The 16,221-nt window shown below is 66.9% G+C and carries 10 protein-coding genes; 3 read left to right on the forward strand and 7 right to left on the reverse strand.

What is annotated here, in order from left to right; translation table 11 throughout:
* Positions 1-205 precede the first annotated feature (205 nt).
* Positions 206-2,491 (forward strand): formate C-acetyltransferase, encoded by a 2,286-nt coding sequence (pflB, locus tag J2848_RS20330; protein WP_149235205.1) that lies wholly within the window; start codon positions 206-208, stop codon positions 2,489-2,491.
* A gap of 185 nt (positions 2,492-2,676) precedes the next feature.
* A complete protein-coding gene (gene pflA / locus J2848_RS20335; protein WP_149235204.1) occupies positions 2,677-3,438 on the forward strand; it encodes a pyruvate formate-lyase-activating protein in 762 nt (253 codons plus the stop codon).
* 21 nt (positions 3,439-3,459) lie between these two features.
* Here the strand turns inward: pflA and J2848_RS20340 are convergent, their stop codons facing one another.
* From J2848_RS20340 to nifJ, 6 genes are all read right to left on the reverse strand, one after another.
* Complete coding sequence (locus J2848_RS20340) at positions 3,460-4,986, reverse strand: FAD-binding oxidoreductase (RefSeq protein ID WP_246194447.1); 1,527 nt, start codon at positions 4,984-4,986, stop codon at positions 3,460-3,462.
* Between the two features lie 85 nt (positions 4,987-5,071).
* Positions 5,072-6,115, reverse strand: a complete 1,044-nt coding sequence (locus tag J2848_RS20345) for a serine hydrolase domain-containing protein (RefSeq protein ID WP_246194446.1) — start codon at positions 6,113-6,115, stop codon at positions 5,072-5,074.
* Between the two features lie 160 nt (positions 6,116-6,275).
* Positions 6,276-7,340, reverse strand: coding sequence for a LacI family DNA-binding transcriptional regulator (locus tag J2848_RS20350; RefSeq protein WP_149235201.1), 1,065 nt, complete (start codon positions 7,338-7,340; stop codon positions 6,276-6,278).
* A 35-nt stretch (positions 7,341-7,375) separates the two neighbouring features.
* Complete coding sequence (locus J2848_RS20355; RefSeq protein ID WP_149235200.1) at positions 7,376-7,693, reverse strand: hypothetical protein; 318 nt, start codon at positions 7,691-7,693, stop codon at positions 7,376-7,378.
* A gap of 66 nt (positions 7,694-7,759) precedes the next feature.
* A complete protein-coding gene (locus J2848_RS20360; protein WP_149235199.1) occupies positions 7,760-9,265 on the reverse strand; it encodes a tagaturonate reductase in 1,506 nt (501 codons plus the stop codon).
* A gap of 250 nt (positions 9,266-9,515) precedes the next feature.
* Positions 9,516-13,046 (reverse strand): pyruvate:ferredoxin (flavodoxin) oxidoreductase, encoded by a 3,531-nt coding sequence (gene nifJ, locus J2848_RS20365; protein ID WP_149235245.1) that lies wholly within the window; start codon positions 13,044-13,046, stop codon positions 9,516-9,518.
* 842 nt (positions 13,047-13,888) lie between these two features.
* Between nifJ and J2848_RS20370 the strand changes: the two genes are divergently transcribed.
* Positions 13,889-15,172: an MFS transporter gene (locus J2848_RS20370; RefSeq protein ID WP_149235197.1), complete on the forward strand. Its 1,284-nt coding sequence runs from the start codon at positions 13,889-13,891 to the stop codon at positions 15,170-15,172.
* Positions 15,173-15,496: 324 nt separating this feature from the next.
* Here the strand turns inward: J2848_RS20370 and J2848_RS20375 are convergent, their stop codons facing one another.
* On the reverse strand, positions 15,497-16,195 hold the full coding sequence (locus J2848_RS20375) for an HAD family hydrolase (protein WP_149235196.1): 699 nt from the start codon (positions 16,193-16,195) through the stop codon (positions 15,497-15,499).
* Positions 16,196-16,221: the final 26 nt, after the last annotated feature.

Consider the following 16,221-nt stretch of genomic DNA (forward strand, 5'->3'; position numbering starts at 1 on the left):
CCCGGGAGTATGTAGTAAAACTACAGAGCGGGCGCAACGCACGGCATCAGCCACTCCGCGCCCGGCCTGAAAATATGACGTGTATCAACGAATTCGGCGCCGATCGCGCCTATGCTTCCAATCGTCCCGCGCGGTTCGCGGGCACCACGAGACCGCCGACACGGCATTCGACCCGCGCCGACGGCTATATCTCTGAGGAGTCATCATGGACACCCTGCTGATGGACGGACTTGCCCAGACAACGGAGCAGCAGTCCGCCGCCGACCCCTGGCGCGGCTTCGCCCCGGGCGTCTGGCGCCGCTCGGTCGACGTCCGCGATTTCATCCAGCGCAACCTGTGCCCCTATGAAGGCGATGCAGGCTTCGTCGCCGGTCCCACCGCCCGCACCACCGCGCTGTTCGCCAAGGTCACCGACCTGCTGAAGCAGGAACGCGCCGCCAAGGGCGGCGTGCTGGATGCCGATACCGAAGTCTTCGCCTCCATCACCTCGCACGCCGCCGGCTATATCGACCGCGAGCTGGAAGTGATCGTCGGTTTGCAGACCGACAAGCCGCTGAAGCGCGCGATCATGCCGTTCGGCGGCTGGCGCATGGTCAAGACCGGGCTGGAGGCCTACGGCTACACCCCGTCGCCGAAGCTGGAGGAGGTGTTCCCGGCCCTGCGCAAGACGCACAATGACGGCGTGTTCGATGTCTACACGCCCGAGATGCTGCGCTGCCGCAAGTCCGGCGTCATCACCGGCCTGCCCGACGCCTACGGCCGCGGCCGCATCATCGGCGACTATCGCCGGCTGGCGCTGTACGGCGCCGATTTCCTGATCAAGGACAAGAAGGCCCAGCTGGCCTCGCTGGAAGTCAGCCGGATCGACGAGGACATCCTGCGCCTGCGCGAGGAGATCTCCGAGCAGATCCGCGCGCTGAAGGAGCTGGTCACAATGGCCGCCTCCTACGGCTTCGACGTCAAGCGTCCGGCCGCCACCGCGCGCGAAGCGGTGCAGTGGACCTATCTGGCCTATCTGGCGGCGGTCAAGGAAGCCAACGGTGCCGCCATGTCGCTGGGCCGCGTGTCCAGCTTCCTCGACATCTATATCGACCGCGACCTGCGCGACGGCGTCATCACCGAAGCCGAAGCCCAGGAGATGATCGACCATTTCGTCATGAAGCTGCGCATGGTCCGCTTCCTGCGCACGCCGGAATACGACCAGCTGTTCTCGGGCGACCCGACCTGGGTGACGGAATGCCTGGGCGGCATGGGGCTGGACGGCCGGACGCTGGTGAGCAAGACCAACTTCCGCATGTTGCAGACCCTGCACAATCTGGGTCCGGCGCCGGAACCGAACCTGACGGTCCTGTGGTCGGAGAAGCTGCCGGACGGCTTCAAGCGCTTCTGCGCCGACACCTCGATCAAGACCTGCTCGGTCCAGTACGAGAACGACGACCTGATGCGCGGCTATTGGGGCGACGATTACGGCATCGCCTGCTGCGTCTCGGCCATGCGCATCGGCAAGCAGATGCAGTTCTTCGGCGCCCGCGCCAATCTGGCCAAGACGCTGATGTACGCCATCAACGGCGGCAAGGACGAGGTTTCGGGCGAGCAGATCGGCCCGGCCTTCGCGCCGATCACCGGCGACGTGCTGGACTATGACGAGGTCATGGCCCGCTTCGAGCCGATGATGGAGTGGCTGGCCAAGGTCTACATGAACGCGCTGAACGCCATCCACTACATGCACGACAAGTACATGTACGAGCGGATGGAGATGGCCCTGCACGACCGCGACATCCTGCGCACCATGGCCTGCGGCATCGCCGGCCTGAGCGTGGTGGCGGACAGCCTGTCGGCGATCAAGCATGCCAAGGTGAAGGTGATCCGCGACGCCAGCGGCCTCGCCACCGATTTCGAGATCGAGGGCGACTATCCGGCCTTCGGCAACAACGACGCCCGGGTCGACGACATCGCGGTGTGGGCGGTCGAGCGCTTCATGACGGCGCTGCGCAAGCAGAAGCCCTACCGGAACGCCATGCCGACCCAGTCGGTGCTGACGATCACCTCCAACGTGGTCTATGGCAAGAAGACCGGCAACACGCCGGACGGCCGCAAGGCCGGCCAGCCCTTCGCGCCGGGCGCCAACCCGATGCACGGGCGGGACAGGAAGGGCGCCATCGCGTCGATGGCCAGCGTGGCGAAGCTGCCCTACTCCCATGCGCAGGACGGCATCAGCTACACCTTCACCATCGTCCCCGGCGCTCTCGGCCGGACGGAAGACGAGCGTGTGAGCAATCTGGTCGGCATGCTGGACGGCTATGCCGCCCAGGGCGGCCACCACATCAACGTCAACGTCTTCGACCGCGAGACGCTGCTGCACGCCATGGACCATCCGGAGCTGTATCCGCAGCTGACCATCCGGGTGTCCGGCTATGCCGTGAACTTCATCAAGCTGACCCGCGAGCAGCAGCTCGACGTCATCAGCCGGACGTTCCACGACAAGCATTGAGGGGTATCGGCTTCCCCTCCGCCCTAAAGCGAGATCCCCTCTCCCCCCTGGGGAGAGGGTTAGGGTGAGGGGGTCGCGCGGCGGCCCTTTACCGAGAATCCTCCAGATGCATCCCCCTCACCCCGACCCTCTCCCCGGGGGGAGAGGGGGATATCCGGGCACAAAGTTTTAAAATTGGATCGGTTATGACACCCCCCCTCCCCCAAGCCCGCCCCGGCTCCGTTTCCGGCTGGGTCCATTCGGTCGAGACCGGCGGCACGGTGGACGGGCCGGGGATCCGCTATGTGCTGTTCATGTCGGGCTGCCCGTTGCGCTGCCTCTACTGCCACAACCCCGACACCCAGCACATGCATGACGGGACGCGGACGACCTCCGCGGAGGTGCTGGACGACATCGCGCTCTACGCCACCTTCCTGAAGCGCGCCCATGGCGGGCTGACGCTGAGCGGAGGCGAACCGCTGGTGCAGCCGGAATTCGCCGCCGCCATCCTGCGCGGGGCGAAGGCGCTGGGGCTGCATACCGCACTCGACACCTCCGGCTTCCTCGGCAACCACGCCGACGACCATCTGCTGGAGGATGTCGATCTCGTCCTGCTCGACATCAAGGCGTTTTCGGAAAAGACCTATCGCCACCTGACCGGCGTTCCGCTGCGCCCGACGCTGGAGTTCGCGGAGCGGCTGGCCGGGATGAACAAGCGGATCTGGCTGCGCTATGTGCTGGTCCCCAACCTGACCGACGACGCGGCCGAGATCGATGGGCTGGCGGAGTTCGTCGCCGGGCTGGGCGTGGTCGACCGGGTCGACGTGCTGCCCTTCCACAAGATGGGCGAGCACAAATGGAAGGCCCTTGGTCGCAAATACATGCTGACCAATACCGAACCGCCCTCGCGCGAGCTGGTGGAGCGCGTGCGCGGGCAGTTCCAGGCGCAAGGACTGCGGGCGGACTGAGCCGCAGCCCGGCCTGGGACGTTACGCCGGACGGATCGCCTGGGCGAAGGTGAAGAGCATGGTTGGGTCGACCGCCTTCTTCACCTGGGCCAGCCTGGCGAGATTCTCGCCGTAATAGGCCCGCTGCCAATCGGCCAGCGACGGGTCGGGGAAATTCTGGAAGGCGCCTTGCGCCTTGGTCCGGCGGTTGACGTCGTCGTAGAAGCGCTGCTGCCACTCCAGCGCCTGCTCGATCAGCAGGGCCGAATCCGTCGGCCGCCACCAGTTGGCCTCCACCGAGAACAGCCAGTCATAGCCGCGGTGGACATAGGCGGTCTCCGTCGGGCCGACGCGGTTGATGGCACCGCCGACCTGGAAAAATTTGAAGGCCACCGGCATCGAGGTGGCGGGCATCCTCGCCGCCCAGTCGAACATCGCGGCGATGGCCTCGTCGCCGATGTCCGCCGCCTTCATGAAGCTGGATTTTTCCTGATAGTAATAGGGGAAGGTCGTCTCGGTCAGGAAATCCTGCCCCGTCCAGTAGGGCACGTTCTCCTTGATCTGCGACTGGTCCTTGTCGATCAGTTCCCAGGTGGATTTGAAGATTTCCTTCAGCGTCATGCTGGATTTGTGCAGCTGGCCGAGGATCGACAGCTTCAGCGGCACGTTGGCGCAGCGCTCCTGCCAGCTGGGAATGGTGACGTTGATCTTGCTGCCGAACTCGTCGGGGGCCGCCGCCAGTTCGGTCAGCAGGAGCTTCAGGACCTTCGGCAGATCCTTGGTCCACACCAGATTGAAGACCGTCACCGGCTCCGCCGGGCGGGTCTCCAGGGTGAAGGAGGTGTTGATGCCGAAATTGCCACCGGCACCGCCACGGCAGGCCCAATAAAGGGCGGATTCGGTGGTGGCATCGGCCTTGAGGTGGCTGCCGTCGGCCGTCACCAGCTCCGTCCCCCGCAGCAGGTCGGACGCCATGCCGAACTTGCGCATGTTGAAGCCGATGCCGCCGCCCAGCAGGAAGCCGGCCGCACCGACCGAATCGCAGCGCCCATGGGTGATGGTGCGGCCCAACCGCTCCATCTGCTTGTAGACGTAGGAGTTCAGCGTGCCGCCCAGCACCCTGACCAGCCCGTCGGAGCCCGTCACCGGCTCCGCCCCCGCCATCAGCGTCATGTCGATCAGCAGGCCGGGCGTAGTGGAGAAGCCGGCATAATTGTGCCCGCCGGAGCGCACGGCGAAGGGCATCGCCTGCTCCTTCACCCATTTGATGCAGGCCTGGACATCCTGGGGAGTGCCGCAACGGGCGATGCCGGCCGGCAGGGTGGCGCCATAGCGCAGGTTGTTGGGACGGCAGATATCGGCGAAGAAGGGATCCTCCGGCCGCAGCACCGCCCCACCCTTCACTGCCTTCGCCAGATCCGTCCAGGCCGAGGGCGGCGGGCAATAGGCCCCGCCCGCCTCCGCCGCGAAAGCGGCGCCCGGCATCAGCCGGACCGCGGCGGCGGCGCCCGCGAAACGGCCGGCCCCGACGAGGAAATTGCGGCGGGAAGAATGCAGTGCGAGCGCCATGAGCCTGTCCATCCTGCGTTATAAGTTGTATTTTTCTATATTTACTATCCTATTGATAATAATTTCCGTCAACCGCAGGCGGGGCTCAGGGGCCGAACACCTCCTCCGCCACCGCATCCAGCAGGGCGTCGTCGCTCTGCTGGTTGCCGTTGGTCAGGAAGATCAGCGCGGTGCGGCGGCCGGGGTAATAGCGGACATCGGCCTCGAACCCGTCATAGCGCCCGTCATGGCCGGCACCGCGTCCCCAGCGGTCCTTCCACAGCGCAACGCCCAGTCCCTGCCCTTCCTCGTTCTCGGACGGGGTCAGCATGCGCCGGACGGTCGCCGCCCCCAGCAGCCGGTTGTCGCGGAACAGGGCGAAGACGAAGCGTTCCAGATCGCTGGCGGTGGTGACCAGCGGTCCGTCGCCGGTGGTCGCCGCCCAGGACCGGCGGCTGACGTCGCCCTCCTCGGTGTAGCCATGGGCGAGGCTGCGGTCACGCGGATCGGCGCCGACGCTGGTCGAAGCCATCCCGGCCCGCTCCAGCACCCGGCTCCGCAGAACCTGCGCAAAGGGAACGCCGTCGCGCCGCGACGCGATGTGGCCGAGCAGCACATAGTTGCTGTTGGAATAGTCGTAATGCCCGCCGACCGGACCGGTCGCCTTCTCCCCCACCGCATAGGCGAGCAGGGTGCCGTCGCGCGGCAGCTTTTCCGGCCTGTCCGCCTCATCCTGCTGATAGGCTTCGGTGATGTAATCGGGGATGCCCGAGCTGTGGTCGAGCAGGTGGACCAGCCGCGCCCGATTGGCATTGGCGATCCTGTCCAGCGGCAGATCCGGAGCCAGCTCCCGCACCGGCTGGTCGAGCGAGAGCCGCCCCTCCTCCACCTGTTGCAGGACGGCGGCGGCGGTCGCCATCTTGCCGACGGAGGCGACGTAGAAGCGGGTGTCCTCCGTCACCGGCCGCTGCCCCTTGCGGTCGGCGATCCCGGAGACCACCAGCCGCCGTCCGTCGGGACCAGACACCAGCAGGATGCCGCCATCCAGCTCCTCGTCGGCAAGGAAGCGATCGAGCAGCCGTTGCAGGCGGTCGGGCTTGGCGGCTCCGGCATCGGACAGCGGAACCGCAAGGGTCAGCAGGAGAGCCAAGCCTGGTATCAGCCGGGGCAAACGCCCGATGAGACGCTGGAAACCGTTGGATCCGCCCCGCCCTTGCGCCTGCATGAACACTGCCCCGTCCAATTACGCCGAAAGCCATAACCGGAATTGAGGGTATGCCACACAATCGGGAAACAACAAGGTAGGGAATCTACCGCTTCGCCACCGGCCGGGTGCTGCCGCGGATCACCAGTTCGCAATCGAGGTTGTGGTGCTTCGGCGTCACGCGGACGCCATCCAGGGCCGCCAGGATTTGCGTGGCGCTGAGACGGCCGATCTCGCGCTGGGGCGGGCGGACGGTGGTCAGCGGCGGCGGGCAGGAACTGCTGAAGGGCAGATCGCCGAACCCCACCACCGCCAGATCGTCGGGCACGCGCAGGTCGCGGCGGGTGACCTCGAACAGCACGCCCAGCGCCAGCGCGTCGTTGGAGCAGACCACCCCGTCGATGTCGGGATGGCGGGTCAGGATCTCGTCGATCAGCCAGCGGCCGACCTCGGTGGTGGCGGCGTCGGGAACGGTGAAGTCGATGGGCTCGTGCAGGCCGCGGCGCAGAACCTCCGCATCGTAGCCGTCGGTGCGGCTGCGGACGCGCAGATCCTGGTGGGCGGCGGCGCCGATATAGGCGACTTTGCGGCTGCCCTGGTCGTAGAGGTGGCTGGTCTGCATGCGGCCGACCTCGAAATGCGAGAAGCCGACGCTGATGTTGACCGCCTCGCCGGGGTGGCCGGGCATATCCCACATCTCCACCACCGGCACGCCGCAGGAGGCCAGCATGGCGCGGGTCCGTTCGGTGTGGTGGAAGCCGGTCACCACCATCGCCGCCGGCGACCAGGCTAGGAAGGCGCGGATCAGGCTTTCCTCCTCCTCCGGGCTGAACTCGCTGACGCCCAGCAGGGTCTGGTAATGCGCCGCCTGGAACATGCCCTGGAGCGTGTTGTAGGTCTCGGCGAAGAAGGAGTTCAGGATCGACGGCAGGATGACGCCGACGGTGCGGCTGCGCGCGGCGGCGAGGCTGCCGGCGACCAGATTGGGCACATAGCCCATCTCGTCGATCACCCGCGCGATGCGTTCGGCCAGATGGCTCGATACCGACTCCGGCCGGCGGAGATAGAGCGAGACCGTGCTGGGCGACACGTCGGCGGCGGTCGCCACGTCGGTCATCGTCACCCGCTGGGTGCCGCGGCGCGTCCGCTTCCTGGTCTCTGTCGTCTGCATCGTCGGTCTTCCTCACGCATCGGGATTGCGGCCCGTCAGTGCCGCGTCGGCGGACCGGCGGAAGCAGGCACGCGCAGGGTGAGATCAGCCAGGGCCTCTATCGCTTCGTGGACAAGCTGATAGGCGGCCTCGATCCGGCTGAGCGCCTCGTCGCACTCGCTCCCGTCGTCGCTGTCGCGCGTCTCCCGCCGGACGGCCCGGAACAGGTTCAGCGCTTCGCGGCCGATGATCCTATGGCTTGCCCGCAGGTTGCAATCCTCTTGCATCGCCAGCGGAATATGCAGCAGGCGATGGCGCAGCACCGCCGCGTCGAGTTCCAGTTCGGCGATGCGCCGGTTCAGAAGGGGTGTCATCTCTTCACACCTTTGGGGGCGCGCCGCATCGGACGCGCCCCCCGTCTTACGGTCACGAGCGCCGGATCAGCCGGCAACCAGTTCCGCCATCGCCGCCTTCATGCCCTTGGCCTGGATGGCGGCGAGGCTGTCGGCCACCCGTGCGGCAAGGCCGGGGATGGCGGTCAGGTCCTCCTTCCACAGGCGGAGGTCGGACAGGACGGCAGACACCAGGGCCTTCGGATCGTCAGCGTTGGCAGCCCAGGCGGCGGCCATGGCGGCGATCACCTCGGCATTGTCGCTGATCGGGTAGGACCCCGCCTCGCGCGTGCCGGTATAGGCGCCGTCGGCCAGAGTGCCGCGGTAGAAGCGCAGCAGCGCCGCCAGCGAGAAGGACAGGCCGGCGGGGGCCGCGCCGTTGCGGACCACCGCGTCCTTCAGGCTGGGCAGGACGCGCACCTGCCACTTCGACACCGAGTTCAGGGTGATCGAGATCAGCTCGTGCTGGATATAGGGGTTGCCGAAGCGCTCCATGATGGTGCGGGCATAGTCCTGGCGCTCGGCCTCCGGCAGGGGCACGTAGGGAACGATCTCCTCGAACATCACCTTGTTCAGATAGGCCGACACGGTCGGGTCGTCCATCATCGACTTGACGGTGTCCAGCCCGGCGCAATAGGCGGCCAGCGCGCTGGCGGTGTGGGCGCCGTTCAGGATACGGACCTTGCGGGTGCGGTAGGGCTGAAGGTCGTCGGTCCACACCACGTTCAGGCCGACCTTGTGCAGCGGCAGTTCGTCGGCCAGATGGGCCGGACCCTCGATCACCCAGACATGGAAGGGCTCGGCGGCGACGGCCAGCCTGTCCTCATAGCCCCACTTGGCGCTGAGGGCGGCGGCCTCGTCCTTCGGGTAGCCGGGGACGATGCGGTCGACCAGCGTGTTCAGGAAGTGGTTGTGCGTCCCGACCCAGTCGGCGAAGCCGGCTTCCAGCCCCCAGCGCTTGGCATGGGCCAGCACGATGCGCTTCAGGTTGGCGCCGTTGGCCTCGATCAGCTCGCAGGGCAGGAAGACCAGACCGCTGTCGGCCGTGCCGCCCAGCGCCGTGTAGCGGGCGTGCAGCAGGGCCGCGACCTTGGCCGGGAAGCTGTCCGGGCAGGCGCCGGGCGCATAAGCCTCCTCGCGGTCGGCGATGCCGGCCTCGGTGGTGTTGGAGACGAAGAAGCGCAGCGCGGGAGAACTGGCCAGCTCGACCATCCGCGCCCAGTCGGCATAGGGGTTCAGCGCCGCCGAGACACAGGAGACGACGCGGCGGGATTCGACCTCCTGCCCGTTCTCGATGCCGCGCAGCAGGACGGTGTAGAGGTTGTCCTGCGCCTTCAGCAGGTTTGCGACGCCCTGGTCCAGCGGCTGGGCGATGGCGACGCCGGCTTTGGTCAGCCCCTGCCCGTTGGCGACATCAACCATCCAGTCGACGAAGCCCCGCAGGAAATTGCCGTCGCCCACCTGGAGAATGGTCACGGGCAGGGTCGGAGCGCCGTCGGTGTGGGAGACGTCGAACGCGCCACCGGCAAGCTGGTCACGGGTCAGGGAACGCATGACTGGGCATCCTTACAGGAGCTGAAGATCGGAGCCCGGTGCGGCAGAGGCAGGCGCGGGCGATGGCGTAAATATACTAATATATTAATGGGCAGGGCAAGGGGAAAAGGGTGCGGCATTGTGGTGGGGAGGGTGTGGAAGATTCTCGGTAGAAGGTCCCCTCTCCCCCCGCTCACGCGCAAACTTCGTTTGCGCTGACGCGACAGGCGGACCTCCGGTCCGCCGAAAGCGGGGAGAGGGAGATTCCTGCCTACTCCTTGAAGCCCGCCATATGCTCGAACAGGTGGCGCTTGCGGCGGATCTCCGCTTCGGCTTCATCAAGGAGCGCGTGGTAGCGTTCGGGGTTGCTGCGCTCCACCGCGCTGAAGCGGGATTCGCCAGCCATGAAGGCGGCCAGACCGGCCGACGGGGCTCCGCTGTCCAGTTGCAGCGCGGTCCTGCCATCGGCCAATTGGCGCGGATCGCGGCGGTAGAGCGACCAGTGGCCGCTGTCCACCGCCAGCTTCTGGTGTTCCAGCCCGTGCGACAGCTCATAGCCATGGGCGACGCAATGGCTGTAGGCCAGGACCAGCGACGGGCCGCGGTAGGCCTCGGCCTCCATCAGCGCGTTCAGAGTGTGGCTGTCGCGGGCGCCGAAGGCGGTGCGGGCGACATAGACATGGTCGTAGGCCATCGCCATCAGCCCCAAATCCTTCTTGGCCGCCGACCGGCCGGCAGTGGCGAATTTCGCCGAGGCGCCGATCGGGGTGGCCTTGGACTGCTGTCCGCCGGTGTTGGAATACACCTCCGTATCCATCACCAGGATATTCACGTCGCGACCTGACGCCAGCGCATGGTCGAGGCCGCCATAGCCGATGTCGTAGGCCCAGCCGTCGCCGCCGACGATCCACACGCATTTGCGGACCAGATAGTCGGCCAGTTGCTCCAGCCGCCGGGCCAGCGGATCCTTCAGCGGAGCGAGCTGCACCATCAGGGTGGCGACACGGGTCCGCTGGGCGGCGATCCCGGCGGCGTCATGCTGGTCGGCCTCCAGCAGCGCAGTGACCAGACCGGGCTCCAGCTGCGCGGACAGCAGCGCCAGCGTGTCGCGCGCCTGTTCGGCCATCTGGTCGATGGCGACGCGCAGGCCGAGGCCGAACTCGGCATTGTCCTCGAACAGCGAATTGGCCCAGGCCGGCCCGTGGCCGCCGGCGTCGGTGGTGTAGGGCGTGGTCGGCAGATTGCCGCCGTAGATCGACGAGCAGCCGGTGGCGTTCGCCATCACCATGCGGTCGCCGAACAGCTGGGTCAGCATCTTGATGTAGGGGGTCTCGCCACAGCCGGCGCAGGCGCCGGAGAACTCGAACAGCGGCTCCAGAAGCTGGCTGTGCTTGACGGTGACGGGCACCGACTCGCGCGGGATCGCCGGCAGGGTCCGGAAGAAGTCGAAGGCCTCCTGCTGGCCGGCCAGTGCCTGGATCGGCCGCATCTCCAGCGCCTTGCGGCCGGAACCGCCCTTGTCCTGCACCGGACAGGCGGCGACGCACAGCGTGCAGCCGGTGCAGTCGGCCGGCGAGGCTTGCAGGCGATAGCGGCCGCCGGGGAATTCACGGCCCTTGTAGGGGATGGTTTCGAAACCGGCGGGCGCGCCGGCCAGCGCCGACTCTGCCACCACGGTGGCGCGGATGGCGGCATGCGGGCAGACCAGCACGCACTTGTTGCACTCGATGCAGAGATCGGCGTTCCAGCCCGGCGCCTCCGCCGCAATGCTGCGGCGCTCATATTTGGAGGTGCCGGTCGGCCAGGTGCCGTCGACCGGGAAGGCGGACACCGGCAGCCGGTCGCCATGGCCGGCGATCATCATGGCGGTGACGCGCTTGACGAAGTCGGGGGCGGTGTCCGGCACCGGGGCCGGGCGGCCATGGTCGGCGGTGACGTGGTCGGGAATCGGAACGGGACGCAGATGGGCCAGCGCCTGATCGACGGCGGCGATGTTGCGCGTCACCACCTCCTCGCCGCGGCGGGCATAGGTCTTGGTGATGGCCGCCTTGATCTCGGCGATGGCGTCCCCGACGGGCATCACGCCGGACAGCTTGAAAAAGCAGGTCTGCATGATGGTGTTGACGCGGCGGCCGAGGCCGACCTCCCGCGCGACGGCGCCGGCGTCGATGGCGTGCAGCGACAGCCTGCGCTCGATGCAGAGGCGCTGCACCTCCGCCGGCAGGGCGTCCCACACCTGCTCCGGCGTGCCGGGGGCGTTCAGCAGGACGGTGGCGCCGGGGGCGGCCATCTCCACCACCTCCACCCGCTCCATCAGCGGCAGATGGTGGCAGGCGACGAACCGGGCCCGGCCGATCAGGTAGGGGGCGCGGATCGGGTCCTTGGAAAAGCGGAGATGCGACACGGTGGTCGAGCCGGACTTGCGGCTGTCATAGACGAAATAGGCCTGGGCATGGCCGCCGGTTTGGGACTGGATGATCTTGATCGAGTTCTTGTTGGCCCCCACCGTGCCGTCGGCGCCCAGGCCGAAGAAGACGGCGCGGGAGACGCCCGGCTCCTCCACGCCCCAATTCGGGTCCCAGCGGATCGAATGGTGGGTGACGTCGTCGGTGATGCCGATGGTGAAGCGGCGCTTCGGGCGGTCGCGTCCCAATTCGTCGAACACCGCCTTCGCCATGGCGGGGGTGAATTCCTTGGACGACAGGCCGTAGCGGCCGGCAATCACCATGGGATCAATGGCGGAGCCGATTGCGGACGAGTCGGCGGCGCGGGCTTCGGCCAGGGCGGCGACCACGTCGAGATAGAGCGGGTCGGCGACCGCTCCCGGTTCCTTGGTGCGGTCGAGCACGGCGATTCGCCGCACCGTCGGCGGCAGGGCGGACACGAAGTCGGCGATGGCGAAGGGGCGGAACAGCCGGACCGTCAGGCAGCCGACCCGCTCTCCCTGCCCGACCAGCCGGTCCACCGTGCCGTTGCAGGTCTCCGCACCCGACCCCATCACAACCACCACCCGCTCCGCCTGCGGATGGCCGTGATAGTCGAACAGGCGGTAGGCGCGGCCGGTGCGGGCGGCCAGCCGGTCCATCATCTCCTGCACGACGGCCGGGCAGGCGTCGTACCAGGGGTTGGCGGCCTCGCGGGCCTGGAAGAACACGTCGGGATTCTGCGCCGTGCCGCGGACCACCGGATGGTCCGGCGTCAGGCCGCGGCGGCGGTGGGCATCGACGCAGGAATCGTCGATCAGAGTGCGCAGGTCATCGTCGGCCAGGGGTTCGACGCAGTTGAATTCGTGCGAGGTGCGGAAGCCGTCGAAGAAATGCAGGAAGGGCACGCGGGCCCGCAGGGTCGCGGCATGAGCGATCAGCGCCAGATCCTGCGCCTCCTGCACGTTGGCCGAGGCGAGCATGGCGAAGCCGGTCTGGCGGCAGGCCATCACGTCGGAATGGTCGCCGAAGATCGACAGCGCATGGGTCGCCAGCGTCCGCGCCGCCACATGCATGCAGAAGGGCGTCAGCTCTCCGGCGATCTTGTACATGTTGGGGATCATCAGCAGCAGGCCCTGCGACGCGGTGAAGGTCGTCGCCAGCGCCCCGGCCTGCAAGGCGCCATGGACCGCCCCGGCGGCACCGCCCTCCGACTGCATCTCCACCACCTGCGGCACGCTGCCCCACAGGTTGGGACGGCGCGCCGCCGACCATTCGTCGGCGAACTCCCCCATCGGCGAGCTTGGCGTGATGGGGTAGATCGCGATGACGTCGCTGACGCGATAGGCCACCGAAGCCGCCGCCTCGTTGCCGTCCATGATGCGGGCAGCAGGGATGGGCCGGGTGGAGGTGGTGGAGGTCGGGCTCTGGATCATGCCGGAAAAATCCTTTGTGCTGGCGACAGTCGTCTCCGTGAGGCGTCTTCGATGGCGGGGGCCGGCGGAGCTTTGAAAAGCCGGCGGGGCGGGCGGCAGGAAACGGCGATCGGCCAGGGAGAATGGTCGGCCTGGAGCGGGTCGGACACATTGACGCTGGTCAGTCCGACGCGGATTTTCCGGCCGCCGCTGTTCTGCGCTGCACCAAGGTCTGATATATTACTTTTGCAAGGAAGGTCTCAATTTGTCGCACCGCAGCATCGGCCGCGGATCCAGCAAGCCTGGGGGAGAGGCAACGGCGCACGACCTGAAGCGGATGACCGAAGAGACAGAAGACGTCACATAGCCCTTTGATCCAGGTCATTTATGGCGACCTGATGCTGTGGCTTCCTACAGGCGGATGAACCGGGCCACACAGCCCGCCTTCAAAATCCGAACAGCAGAACCGCCTTTTCAACTCACGTTTACATTGCGTTGCAACACGCGACCGGCCTCGGGCAAAGGCCGCGACTATGCTGCAACTGCGAAGAAATCAGCGCACCGCATCATTGAACTGCGACATTTTCGCAAGCACCGAAGGCGGCCCCGGAAAACCGCTTGCATCCAACACTGATATATTAATATAACTCCGTCAGCGATGCTCCCGCCCCTCTTGATACGATGCGGAAGCGACCCCGTCGCCCGGCACCGAACACCCGCCGGCCAGGCATCCCGCCCGAGGACCGCCGCCTGAAGGGCCTGTACGTGCGCACCGGCGCCTGCCGTGGCAGGCATGTGAGGAAAACATGAACAAGATCCGTGGTTTGCGGTGGCAAATCCTTGCCCTGATGATGCTGGGCACCGTGGTCAACTACATCGACCGCAACACTCTGGGCATCCTGGCGCCGACGCTGAAGGAACAGCTCCACTTCTCGACCGAGCAATATTCCTTTATCGTCAGCGCCTTCCAGCTCTGCTACAGCCTGATGCAGCCGGTGGCCGGCTACATCACCGACCTGATCGGGCTGAAGCTGGGCTACGCGATGTTCGCCGGCGTCTGGGGCCTCGCCGCCGCCATGCACGCGCTGGCCGGCAGCTGGCAGTCGATGGCCTTCTTCCGCGGTCTGCTGGGCGTCAGCGAAGCGGCGGCCATGCCGTCGGGCGTCAAGACCTCCACCCTGTGGTTCCCGGCCAGGGAACGCTCCATCGCCACCGGCTGGTTCAACACCGGCAGCTCGATCGGCGCGATGATCGCCCCGCCCTTCGTCATCTGGCTGTCGCTGACCTATGGCTGGCAGGAAGCCTTCCTGGTCACCGGTCTGCTGGGCGTCGGCATGTCGGCCCTGTGGTACATGCTGTACCGCAACCCGGAGAACCACCCGCGCCTGACCAAGGAAGAGCACGCCTACATCCTGGAAGGCCAGGAGCATGCCGAGCTGCCGAAGCCGTCGATGAAGCGCGTGCTGGGCAAGGGCAAGTTCTGGAGCATCGCCGCCGCCCGTTTCCTGACCGAGCCGGCCTGGCAGACCTTCAGCTTCTGGATCCCGCTGTACATGGTCTCCACCCGCGGCATGGACATCAAGCAGTTCGCCCTGTTCGCCTGGCTGCCGTTCCTGGCCGGTGACATCGGCTGCATCCTCAGCGGTTACCTGTCGCCCTTCTTCGTCAAGCGCTTCCGGATGTCGCTGGTCAACTCCCGCATCGCCGGCGTCGGCGTGGGTGCGGTGTGCATGGTCGGCCCGGCGCTGATCAGCTTCGCCGCCAGCCCGATCACCGCGATCTTCCTGTTCTCCCTGGGCGCCTTCGCCCACCAGATGCTGTCGAGCCTGCTCTATGCCCTGGTCACCGACACCTTCGAAAAGCAGGACGTCGCCACGGCGACCGGTTTCGGCGGCATGGCCGGCTATCTGGGCGGCATGATCTTCTCGCTGATGATCGGCCAGCTCGCCACCACCATCGGGTACGAGCCGCTGTTCGCCTGCCTGACCGTGTTCGACCTGACCGCCTTCGCCATCATCGCCCTGGTCCTGGGCCAGCGCGGCACCAAGCATGGCGCCGTCCTCCCGAACGCCACGGCCGGCGCCGACTGACGATCCTTCCGAAACCTCTCTGAACAGTGACAAGGACGCCCTCCGGCACAGCGCCGGGGGGCGTTTTCCCGTGCCGGCAGACCGGAAACGATGGCGGGCAAAAAAGCTGACCGCGGGAAGAGAAGTCGCTTGCCACGCGGATGGGATATTAATATATTAGTCCTGTACCGCTGGATGCGCCGTGGGTTGACCCGGCACAACTTGTTGGACGTTCCTCTCGGACTTCAGAGCCGCCGGTGTTTCCGAGCGGCTCTTTTTTTGTCCGGTTCGCGCCCATTTTGGCAAACTGCCGAGATCGATGGTGCTCTCGACGCCAAGCCTTTTTCACTGCGCCAACCCGCGGCGGCCACCGACTTCATCCAGGTGGTCCAGCATGTCGGCCGGATCCTCGTAGACACGCAACGCGCCGGAGCGCTCCAGCTCCTCGCGGCCATAACCGCCGGACAGCAGGCCGATACCCAGCGCCCGCGCCCGCTTGGCGGCGATCATGTCCCAGATGCTGTCCCCGACGACGAAGGCGCTGGCGATGTCGACGCCGATGCGGGCGGCGGCGGCCAGGAACAGGTCGGGATCGGGCTTGGCATATTCGACCTCGTCGCGGGTGACGACCGCGGCCTTCGCCGGATCGACGCCCAGTTTCTCCAGCGCCGGCCGCGCCGTCTCCATCCGGCCGCTGGTGGCGATCGCCCAGGGAATCTTCAACTCCGTCAGCGTGTCCAGCAGGTCGCGTGCACCCGGCAGCGGAACCACGCCGGACGCCAGCCGCTTGTAGGCCTGGGAATGGCGATGGCGCAGCCGGTCGAGCAGATCCTGGTCGGCTGCCAGTCCGGTCTCGCGCAGGAGCATGTTGGTGAACAGCCCGCCGCTCATGCCGATCTTGCGGTGGATGCGCCAGACCGACAGGGCGATGCCCTCCTCGTCCAGCGCCTCCTTCCAGGCCAGAACATGCTGATACACCGTGTCGGTCAGCGTGCCGTCAAGGTCGAACAGAAAGGCGTTGGTCACACGGGGATAGCCGGTCATGTCCAGTGTCCGCAGTTTGTGAGGGT

The organism is Azospirillum lipoferum (assembly GCF_024170005.1).
GTDB lineage: Bacteria > Pseudomonadota > Alphaproteobacteria > Azospirillales > Azospirillaceae > Azospirillum > Azospirillum lipoferum.